Source organism: Candidatus Kryptobacter tengchongensis, from assembly GCF_001458555.1.
GTDB classification, from domain to species: Bacteria; Bacteroidota; Ignavibacteria; order Kryptoniales; family Kryptoniaceae; genus Kryptonium; species Kryptonium tengchongense.
In genome coordinates, this window is record NZ_CZVH01000068.1 from 1 (window position 1) to 10,741 (window position 10,741).

The 10,741-nt window shown below is 36.3% G+C and carries 12 protein-coding genes and 1 pseudogene; all 13 read right to left on the minus strand.

Annotated elements, in window-relative coordinates:
* Positions 1-179 precede the first annotated feature (179 nt).
* Positions 180-1,025: a nitrilase-related carbon-nitrogen hydrolase gene (locus tag AT685_RS05895; protein WP_072151929.1), complete on the minus strand. Its 846-nt coding sequence runs from the start codon at positions 1,023-1,025 to the stop codon at positions 180-182.
* Between the two features lie 57 nt (positions 1,026-1,082).
* Positions 1,083-2,663: an N-acyl-D-amino-acid deacylase family protein gene (locus tag AT685_RS05900; protein ID WP_072151930.1), complete on the minus strand. Its 1,581-nt coding sequence runs from the start codon at positions 2,661-2,663 to the stop codon at positions 1,083-1,085.
* 63 nt (positions 2,664-2,726) lie between these two features.
* Positions 2,727-3,944: a glycosyltransferase gene (locus AT685_RS05905; protein ID WP_072151931.1), complete on the minus strand. Its 1,218-nt coding sequence runs from the start codon at positions 3,942-3,944 to the stop codon at positions 2,727-2,729.
* Positions 3,941-4,780 (minus strand): NHL repeat-containing protein, encoded by an 840-nt coding sequence (locus tag AT685_RS05910; protein WP_072151932.1) that lies wholly within the window; start codon positions 4,778-4,780, stop codon positions 3,941-3,943. Before AT685_RS05910 ends, AT685_RS05905 begins: the two co-directional genes overlap by 4 nt.
* Positions 4,781-4,782: 2 nt before the next feature.
* Positions 4,783-5,259: a DUF5683 domain-containing protein gene (locus tag AT685_RS05915; RefSeq protein ID WP_072151933.1), complete on the minus strand. Its 477-nt coding sequence runs from the start codon at positions 5,257-5,259 to the stop codon at positions 4,783-4,785.
* Positions 5,256-5,717, minus strand: a complete 462-nt coding sequence (locus AT685_RS05920; protein WP_081040611.1) for a RidA family protein — start codon at positions 5,715-5,717, stop codon at positions 5,256-5,258. The genes AT685_RS05915 and AT685_RS05920 overlap by 4 nt, the downstream gene beginning before the upstream one ends.
* A 6-nt stretch (positions 5,718-5,723) precedes the next feature.
* Positions 5,724-6,647, minus strand: a complete 924-nt coding sequence (locus tag AT685_RS05925) for a ParB/RepB/Spo0J family partition protein (protein ID WP_072151934.1) — start codon at positions 6,645-6,647, stop codon at positions 5,724-5,726.
* A complete protein-coding gene (locus tag AT685_RS05930; protein WP_072150322.1) occupies positions 6,644-7,465 on the minus strand; it encodes a ParA family protein in 822 nt (273 codons plus the stop codon). The genes AT685_RS05925 and AT685_RS05930 overlap by 4 nt, the downstream gene beginning before the upstream one ends.
* Before the next feature lie 61 nt (positions 7,466-7,526).
* Positions 7,527-7,865, minus strand: coding sequence for a P-II family nitrogen regulator (locus tag AT685_RS05935; RefSeq protein ID WP_072150323.1), 339 nt, complete (start codon positions 7,863-7,865; stop codon positions 7,527-7,529).
* Positions 7,866-7,878: 13 nt separating this feature from the next.
* Positions 7,879-8,370: an SLBB domain-containing protein gene (locus AT685_RS05940; protein ID WP_072150324.1), complete on the minus strand. Its 492-nt coding sequence runs from the start codon at positions 8,368-8,370 to the stop codon at positions 7,879-7,881.
* Positions 8,371-8,394: 24 nt separating this feature from the next.
* The gene (locus tag AT685_RS05945; RefSeq protein ID WP_072151935.1) at positions 8,395-9,108 is read right to left on the minus strand and encodes a hypothetical protein; all 714 of its coding nucleotides are present in this window, start codon (positions 9,106-9,108) and stop codon (positions 8,395-8,397) included.
* Positions 9,105-10,133: a PorV/PorQ family protein gene (locus AT685_RS05950; protein WP_072151936.1), complete on the minus strand. Its 1,029-nt coding sequence runs from the start codon at positions 10,131-10,133 to the stop codon at positions 9,105-9,107. Before AT685_RS05950 ends, AT685_RS05945 begins: the two co-directional genes overlap by 4 nt.
* A gap of 1 nt (position 10,134) precedes the next feature.
* Positions 10,135-10,741: pseudogene (locus AT685_RS08435) on the minus strand (hypothetical protein); the annotation flags it as partial.

The window sequence follows — 10,741 nt, forward strand, 5'->3', positions numbered from 1 at the left end:
AGGGATTTGCTCTTTCAGTTGGGACAGGTATAAATCTTCCATTTTTGGAATTTAATATAGCAACAGGGCATTTAAATGAAGTTATGGCTGGGGGTGATTTAAGACATTTCTCGGTTGCAACCGAGCTAAGATTAAAGTTTTAAATGAAGCTGACGCAGGCATCAATGCCTGCGTCTTTTTTATAATTTTAAAATCCTTCTAATTTCTCGCTCAACGAGAAAAGGGTTTTCATCAATGAAGTGTCTTGAAAATTGTCTTGACCTTTTTATTGTGTTAAAATCAATCTCTGCAAAAATTAAATCTTCTTCAAAAAATTTTGCCACTGAGACAACCTCACCATCTGAGTTCACAACTTCTGAACCTCCCCAGAAATTAACGCCATCTTCATATCCAACCCGATTACTGAAAAGAAGATAAAGGCTTAGCAAACGTGCATAGGTTTTGTGATGTTCTGAGTTGATTTTGTAGTTTGAAAGTTCTTCGGAATCCCCAGATATACGAGTTGGGCTTGCAGCAAGCCCTGCTATCACGGTTGCTCCATCAATCGCAAGTAAATAAGGAAGTGAAATATGCCACAAGTCCTCACATATCAAAACACCAAGCCGTCCAATTTTGGTATCAAAAGCACGAACTTCGTTCCCATTTGAAAAATATCGCATTTCTTCAAACATCCCATAAGTCGGAGGATAAATTTTCCTGTGAATGTGCTTTATCTCGCCATCTTCAAAAACGAACGCAGAGTTATAAATGCCATAATTTTCCCCTTCTTCAACACCCCCAGCAATTATGATTATCTCCTTGCTTAATTTCTTTAAATCATCAAGTGCATTGGATTTAAATGGATTAACAGCAATTTCAACATTTATGTCACGTAAGGTATAACCTGTTAAGCTGAGTTCGGGAAATAAAATTAACTTAGCGTTTTCTTTCACCGCTTGCTGAATATAATAGATATGTTTTTCAATGTTTCTTTTCAGATCCCCAAGAACACAGTCAATTTGTGCAACCGCCACAGTATGCTTCATTTAAAGAATTAACTTTGTTTTTGTTTAATTTAAAAAATCTGCCAACTAATTCCCATTTTAACTTTCACCTCGTTTCAAAATTCTACCACCTGTTTTTCCCGTCAGCTCCTCATTATCAATTGTTAAAACCCCATTGACCCATAAATAAACAACACCTTCAGAGTATTGGTGTGGATTTTCAAATGTTGCTTTATCTTTAAACTTTTTATAATCAAAGACAACAATATCAGCGTAATAACCTGGTCTTATTAAACCTCTTTTAAAAAGCTTCAACCTCAACGCTGGTAGAGAAGTCATCTTTCTTATAGCTTCTTCAAGAGTTAACAGACCAAGCTCTCTAACATATTTTGAAATAACTCTTGGAAATGTCCCATATGTTCTCGGGTGTGGAAATCCCATTCCTGGCTTTGCAACGCCACCATCTGTTGCAATCATCGTCCACGGAAACCGCATAATCCTTTGTAAATCTTCTTCATTAAGGGAATGATAAATTGCCGTTGAACCACCATTTTCAACTATTTCAATTACAAGCTCACTTGCGTTTTCAAAGTTCGGTTCAAGATTTTTCTCTTTTAAAATTTGAGCAAGTGTTTTGCCCTGATATTCAGGTTTCCATCTACAACTTCCAATTTGAATGTTTGCTGGGTCACCACTTCCCCGATCGCTTTTCATATTTTCAATTATGCCTTGTTTGATTAATTGTCTCAACTCTGGATTTTCCAGCCTCTCAAGAAGTTTCTCATTTCCACCTTCCATCGCCCACCCTGGGATCAACACAGTTATCCCTGTGTGTGTTGCTGTATAGGGATATTGATCAAGAGTTATATCAATCCCTTCTTCCCTTGCTCTTTCAATCCTTAACAAGGTTCTTAAACTCATTCCCCAATTTGCACGACCAACTATTTTGTGATGGGTAATTTGAACAGGAATTTTTGCCTCTTTACCAATTTTTATCGCCTCCTCAATTGCATCAAGTATTTTATTTGATTCATTTCTCATATGGGTTATGTAAATTCCGCCAAATTCTGAAGCAACTTTTGCAAGCTCAATTATTTCGTCAGTATCTCCAAAAGAACCCGGTGGATAGATGAGCCCTGTTGACAATCCGAAAGCACCTTCCTTCATCGCTTCTTCAACAAGTTTCTTCATCTTGTTAAGTTCCTCCTTTGTCGGTTTCCTGTTTTCCCACCCCATGATTGAATCCCTCACTGTTCCATGCCCGATGAAAAAGCCAATGTTTGCTCCAAGAGGTAACTTTCCAAATTCCTCAAATGCAATTCTTAAAGGCAAAGGCGAAGAGCCATCATTTCCTTCAATTACGGTTGTGATCCCCTGCCTAAGTAAATTCTCCATTGTCGGCTCAAACATCAACCCACCCCTTGCGTGTGAGTGAATATCAATAAATCCCGGAGCAAGATATAAACCATCAGCGTTTATAACCCTCTTTGCCTTGTTTTTATCAAGTTTAAAACCAACATCAACAATTTTATCATCCTTTATTCCAACATCCCCAACAAACCACGGTGCACCCGTTCCGTCAACTATCCTCGCCCCCTGAATAAGATAATCATACTCAAACCCCTGTGAAAAAAGATAAACACTTAAAGTGAGAAGATAAAGTATAAGTCGCATAAACATACGGCGAGATCACTTTTTTATTAAATTTAAATATAGGTTTGAACAAAAATCAAGCCTGAAAAATTAACCTTCGCACATTAAATTTTGTCTTGCATAGATTTCATCAACGATAAATCTTGCTTTTTCCCTCCAAAACATATCACTTTTTATCGTTTCCCTCTGCCTTTTTACAAAATTTTCATCCTTCGCAAGTTCAACCCCCATATCAAGATATTTTAAAAACTCCATCTCATCACCAGCGATAAAAATGGAATCAACCAGCCTGCTTTGTATGCTTATCTTCGTCGCAACGATAGGTTTACCCAAATATATGTACTCGTAAATTTTCATCGGGTCATTTGAAAGTGTGAATTCGTTGACTTTGTGGGGGACAATGCAAACATCAAATGAACCTATATAGCGCGAAAGATCACTGTAATGTTTATCACCAATGAAATAAATGTTTTGATTTCTTTTCAATTTTCTGATCATCCTGCTGACATTGCCATACTTACCGCCAACAAATATAAAGTTGTAATTTTTTCTTTCCTTTGCTATACGCTCTACAAGTTCAAAGTCAATTCTATCTGAAATGACGCCAACATAGCCAATTCTTGGATTTTTAATTTTTCTAATATCTTCAGGGATGACCCCATCAAAGTTTAAATTTTCATCAACCCCATTTGGCAAAACGAAAATTTTCCCATTTGAGAGCGGATAATTCTCAAGAAAAAAATTTTTTATATTCTCATTCACACAAAAAATTAAATCCGACTTTGACGAAATCCATTCAAAACTTTCAAAGATGTACTTTTTCAAATTTTTAAATTCGGGATGAAAACAAAAGTTATCCATAACATCAAAAGCGAAAACCTTTGGTTTTATCGCCTCAACAAATTTATTAGCGAATGGGTTAAACGAAATAACCGAGAAATCTGCAAACCCAAGTTGCTTTAGCAAATCATGAAACTTTTCAATAAACTTTTCACTTCCATAAACTTTGTCAAACCACAGATGTTTCAACTTTACCTGCTCCAAACCAACAGTAAAAAATTCAAAAATAAAAATTTTCTCCCCTAAACCACTCACATTAACAACTGACTTTTCACCTCCACTAATTTTAAATTTCAATGCTTGAAAAAAATTCAACATTGAACGTGGTCGTTCAACAATGACAACCTTATCTATCCTTTCATCTCTTACGATTTCAAGAAACAAATGCTGATCTCTGCTTCTAAACCCGTAAATTCTCCCCTTCAAAAAATCGTTGTATGGAACTATGACAAGATTAATTTTTCTCATTTCTTAAGGTATGTCAATTTATAAACTAAAACTTCCTTTTCCGTAAGACAGTAAAGCAAAGAACCTTGACAAGCGATGTCATAAATTTCCTCATCGGAGTGAATTTTTCCTATGAACTTACCCCTTGTATCAAACACAAAAATATCATTCCCATCAGCGACATAAATCAACGAGTCAGCGAACAATCCGGTTGGATTTTTAAGGTATTCATTTCCGAACTTTCTCAAGAAATTTCCATAGTAGTCGTAGATTAAAACATAATTTTCATCAAGCACAGATATCAGATTTTGGGATGTGATTGCTATTTGAATTGGCTTTATAAGTTTACCGGCGCCAGCCTCAATGCCACCGAAAGTTTTTTCAATTTTATTAAATTTGTTAATTTTTACGCACCTTAAATTTTCTTCATCTATTATAAAAATTTCTCCAAATTTTGAAAGGGCTATGGATTTTGGAAAGCCAAAAAACTTCCCCCCATCTGACTCACCCTGCAAGGTTGCGATGAAGTTTAAATTTTTATCAAACCTTTGAACCCTGTGGTTGTTGTAATCAGCCACATAAATCGCAATCCCACTTCCAGCGTCAACATCATATGGTTGATCAAATTCAAGCTCACCCCAACCATAACCTGATATTTCCCGGATTAACTTCCCATCCTTTGTAAATTTTTTCACCGAGTTATTACCTGTGTCAGCGATATAAACTTCACCCGTTGGGCTTAACGATATACCACGTGGATTATTCAGATTTCCAAATTTAAAAAGAAATTTCGCCTCAATTTGAATTTGCGTGATCAATTCCAGGATGAGAAATGAAAGAAAAAGTAGAAAATCCATTCTTAAAATCTGTAATGAAATTTTACTCTTCCAGGTAAAATTTGAATTGAGAGTTCGTCCCCGACATCAAAATTATAAAGATGTGCGTCAACATAGGCATCAACAATGTTTGCAAGGTAAAGCACAAAAATATATATTCCGAACAAATCACGCTGATCCCTGTAGAAATCTCTCAACCTTTTATACCTATAATCCCCGCCTGATGTTTGAACACTTTGCATGAAAAGATCACGATAATATCTGTAATTTTTATCATTTTCTCTCAACTCATACACAAAATAGCCAGCAAGTCCGTAAATAATTGGTATCTTCCAGTAAGATCCGTTGTAAAATTGCCCAAGCCCTGGGAGTATGGCGCTCATCAGCATTGCTTTTGTCGGGGACTTGACATTTGACTTTTTAAAATTTTTAAGCGTGTCGGTTTGAGAAAATCCGATTAGATTTACAAATAAAATCAAAATTAAAATTTTTAACCTCATTTTGACTGCCTTCTAACAGCTATTAAATCAATTTCTATTTTCACATCTCTTGGTAAACGGGAAACCTCAACCGTTGTTCTCGCTGGCGGAGAATTTTTGAAGTATTCTGAATAGATTTCATTCATAGCCGAAAACTCATTTAAATCTCTCATATAAACGGTAACTTTTACAACATCGTCAAATGTTGCACCAGATGCTTCAAGAACCGCTTTTAAATTCTCAAGCACTTGCTTTGTTTGTTCCTTTATATCCCCCTGAACAACTTGATTTGTTTTTGGATCAATTGGTATTTGTCCAGCGGTAAAAATAAAATCTCCAGCAATTACTGCCTGGCTGTAAGGTCCAACTGGCTTTGGCGCCTTTTCAGTATAAACTATTTTCTTTTCCACCTTTCCTCCAGATATTGTTATTAGTGAAAATAGAACACAAATGGCAAAAATTGTAAATGTTAACTTCATAAAACTTTACTTTGAATGTTTTTCTATTATCTCAAAAAGTTCAAGCAACCTTTCAAAATCATCACTTGAGTAAAATTCAATAACTATCTCACCCTTGCTATTCCCCGTTTGCTTAATTTTTACTTGTGTCCCAAAAATTCTTTTCAATTTTGATTCAATATCCCTTAAACCTGCAGATGCGTGGGTTTTCTTTTTCTGGGCTCTTTCTTCAAGATCTTTACCTTTTAGCAAATCTCTAACTGCCTTTTCAACTTTCCTGACGGACCATCCCTGCTTCACAATTTTATTCCAGATTTCAATCTGAAGTTTTCTACTAGGAATATTTATCAGTGCTCTTGCATGCCCCATCGTTATCTCGCCTTTCTTCAAACTCTCCTGAATCTGTTCTGGAAGTTTCAGCAACCTTATAAAATTTGCTACGGTTGTCCTATCTTTGCCAATCTTCTTAGCGATTTCCTCCTGTGTATAACCAAGCTCTTCAATCAACCTTTGATATGCTTTAGCAATTTCAATCGGGTTTAGTTTCTCCCTTTGTATGTTTTCAATTAATGCAAGCTCAAGGAGTTCCTTTTCCGATTCAACTTCAATTATATACGCAGGGATATGTGTAAGCCCTGCCTCTGCAGATGCTTTTACTCTTCTTTCACAGGCGATAAGTTCATACATTCCCCCTGGCAATCTTCTGACAGTTATTGGCTGAATTACTCCTTTTTCAATTATTGATTGCTTCAATTCTTCAAGTGATGTTCTATCAAAACTTTCTCGCGGTTGATATGGATTTGGCTTTATCTTTGATATTTCAATTTTAGCAATTACGCCAACAGATTGCCCATCATCAAATCGCAAATCTTTTGAATCAATACTTATCTCCCGAGTTGCAGAACGAGGTATTAAAGCATCAAGCCCCCTGCCTAATCTTTGCTTGCTCATACCTGCCCCATTGTTTCTTGCCTTTTAAGTCCTTCTATTTTTTCTGTTTTTTCATTTCTTTTTATAATCTCTTCTGCTACCTTCGCATAAGAGATCGCCCCGGGTGATTTCGCATCATAAAGTAAAATCGGTTTCCCATGACTTGGGGCCTCGCTTAATTTTATGTTTCTTGGAATCTTTGCCTCAAAAACCCTATCCCTGAAATATCTTTTTATCTCGTCAGCGACCTCATTTGACAACCTTAATCTGCTATCATACATTGTCAAGAGAACACCTTCAATATCCAGTTTCGGATTTAACCTCTCCTTGACAATTTTAATTGTATTAAGAAGTTGACCAAGACCTTCAAGCGGTAAATACTCACATTGAACTGGAATTAGAACGGAATCAGCTGCGGTGAGCGCATTTAAGGTCAAAAGCCCAAGAGATGGTGGACAATCAATCAAAATATAATCATATCTGTTTCTCAACCTTTCAATCGCCTTTGCAAGGATTCTTTCCCTACCTTGAAATTCAATGAGTTCATATTCACTTCCAACCAGTTCTATTTTTGATGGGATCAGCTCAAGAAATTTTAAATACGGATCAGAAAAACTAACAATGGCATCTTCTGCTCTTATTTTGCCAAGCAAAACCTCATAAATTGTTTTTTCAAATTCAGGTTCAACACCAAGGGAACTTGTGGCATTTGATTGGGGGTCAATATCAATTAAAAGTGTCAACTTTTCAAGTGCAGCAAGATATGCAGCGACATTTACAGCTGTTGTCGTTTTCCCAACACCGCCTTTTTGATTAGCAATTGCGATAACCTTTCCCATTGTGATTTCGGTTTACTTTTTCAGCTCAACACTTTTAATCTAACAAATCCAAAACAAATCTTCAAATTGCATCTTCACCCGTTTCTTCTGTCCTTACCCTTATTACCTCCTCAACTGGGTAAATGAAAATCTTTCCATCCCCAACCTGTCCTGTTTTCGCTGCCTTTATTATGGTGCTGACAATTTTATCAACCATATTATCCGGGGCTACAATTTCAATTTTTATCTTTGGCAAGAAATCAATTTTATACTCAGCTCCCCTGTAAAGTTCAGTATGTCCCTTCTGTCTTCCGTATCCCTTAACCTCAGTTATAGTCATTCCACGAACCCCAATTTCCGAAAGCGCTTCTTTAACATCATCAAGTTTGAATGGTCTTATAATCGCCTCTATTTTTTTCATAACTCAAATTGATTTATCTTCTAAATACACTTATAATTGCTGCGATTCCGCCAGCTGCAAGACCTATATCTCTTAAAATTGCAAGTATATCCTTTATCACATCAATTGAACCACCGGGGACAACCACAGTATCACCAGGCAAAAGCAACGGGCTTGGTTCCCCATCTTCAATAATTTTTTCAACATTGACTTTTATAACTTTTTCAACGATGGTGGTATCTTCACGAACGCTACGAACGATCTTAACATCCTTTAGCTTTGCTTCTTTTAAAGGACCACCACCGTAGGAAATTAATTGAACAAGGTCTGTTGAACTTGGAACCTCATATCTTCCAGGATTTCTCACGAATCCCCAGAGATTTACAGTGATAGTAAGTTCTCCTGTTTTGCCAACAAAATAATATGCACTTGAACCTCCGCCTGTTACAATTCTCGGGCTTTCAAAAAGCTGGGAGAATGAAGTCGTTACAAAAATTAAAGATAAAAAGATTATTTTTCTTAACATATCTTCGGCTCACCTCCGTTATTTTTATTTGACATTAAAAACACCCCAGTTGGATTTTGAACCAGCATTTTGTCCAAACTGAACTCTGTCAACTCGCCATTTGTATTGACGCCCGGATACAAGGTTTTCTCTTGCTCTTGAATCAATGTTAAATTTAACCCAGAAATCACTAAAACTTCCATATCTATAAATCCAGATAATGCTATCCGTTTGAGCATTTTTTACCCTTATTACAAAATCACCGCCACCGTTAGGGTCATCCCACCTAAAAATAAGTGTATCCGCACTAACCTGTGAATTATTTCCGGGCGAGAGCAATCTTGGCTTATGATATAGTTCAAAAGAAATTGTATCGGATGGTTGACTTTCCACATTATCACGATTATATGCTCTGACATAGTAGTAATAAACCTTACGAACTTCAACATTTATATCAATGAAAAATGTATCCGCAATCCCCGCCTGTGCTCTCACATCATAATAAAATTTGAATTCAACTTTGTCCCCCCTCATCTCTCCACGATAAATTTTATAACCTGATGAATTTGCAACCTTGCTCCAGATTATTTTTATCCCGTTAACCTCTGGAATAGCCCCGCTTCCAATATCTGATTCATCCAAAGGGTCAGGCACAGGATAAATTTTCGGTTTATCAGGAACAGGCAAACTTTCACGAGTTGGACTGCACGAGAAAAATAAAGCAATGAGCAAAAAAATTATTTGAATTTTTAACCTCATAACCTTTTCAAAATTTTGTCAATAATTAAAGAGCCACTTACTCTATGAACCGCTCCAAGTTCATGTGCAAGAAAAGCATAATCAACAATTAAAAAATCAATTTTTAGACCCGCACCAATTGTTAAATTTTCGGCATTTTTCCCAAAGCGAACAAAGAGCAAATCCCTGTAATCATATTCAATCCCATATAATCTGTCTGTAAGATAAGAATTTTGACTACCATATGCAACTGTAATTTTCCCAGAAATGAAATTAACGGGCAAAGTATAAGCAAGTCCGAACATAACCGTTGATTCAACGAGGTGTTCTCTTCTTGTGCTCCATGCAATTTTTGTTTTTCCGATATCCTTAAGGGCAAGTGAAATTGAAACATCGCCCATATTCTCCCTTTGTAAGAAATCATCCATGCTGAACCTGAACATAAAGCCAACATCAAACCCAAACCCAGTTCCTCTCTCAAAACCAAGTTTCTGATTTATAAATTTAAAGTTTATCCCAACTGGCAAAGAAACAGGAAGTTTGTATCTTGACCAACCAAAGTTTATGTCAAATTTAAACTCCTTTGAGAATGAAAAATAAAACGCATCTTCAACATCGCTGAAAAACCCCTCACCTGTGTAGTTTTTGACAAGATTTTCTCTATCTATCGGGGTTTCAATGCCTGTAAAATCAGGTCTCAACGGTATATCATCAACGCTTAACCTCACCCAATTGATCGCAAGACCAAGACCTTGAAAATTTTGTATGAAACCAAGATGGAAAAAAGAAGCAAGCGGATTTGTAATTCCACCAAATTGAGATGAATACATAAAGGATAAAATTCCACTCCCAGATATAGCAACTCCAGCGGGGTTATAGTAAAACGAAGACCCATCATTTGCAATTGCTATAAAGGCACCACCCATCCCAAGCGCCCTCGCCCCAACGGGAATCCTCAAAAATTCACCAGCATATTTTGAATTGTCCGAATACGCAAATGAAAAAAACAACAAAGTAAAAATTATTTTTGATAACCAAATTTTCATATCACCTTACCCTTGCAATTTTTCCAGTAAAGTTTTGAACCTTGCCACCTCTTTTTACCGAAAATTTATAAAAATAAACACCATTTGCAACTTCATTGCCGTCTCTATCAGTTCCATCCCACCATATCTCATGATAACCGATTGAAGTCGGTATGCCAGTCCCACCAACTTGAAATCCATAAACCTCAACTGGCTCCGATGATGGAAATTTAAAATTCCGAATTAACCTACCGGCGACGGTGTAAATTTTAAATTCAACCTCTTCAACCGGAGAACCAAAAATCTCATAAGCAAAAAATGTTCTATCTGAAAATGGATTCGGGAAATTGCCATAAATCTTGACATCAAAATTTAAAACAACTTTAAATGAAACCTTTACCTCATCAGACCAATTCCCATTAACATCTCTCACAGCAAAACTTCCCCAGTGTTCTCCTTCTGTTAACTTTGGACTTAATTTAACAAATAAACTTTTCGGATTTGGAATGGTATCGGGAATTACAATATCAGAATAATTTACATCTTTCCCGTCAATTTTGAATTTTAAAGATTCTCTTGAAACATCAACCCCCTCATCATCTTCAATTAAAATGTTGAAAACTGGATTT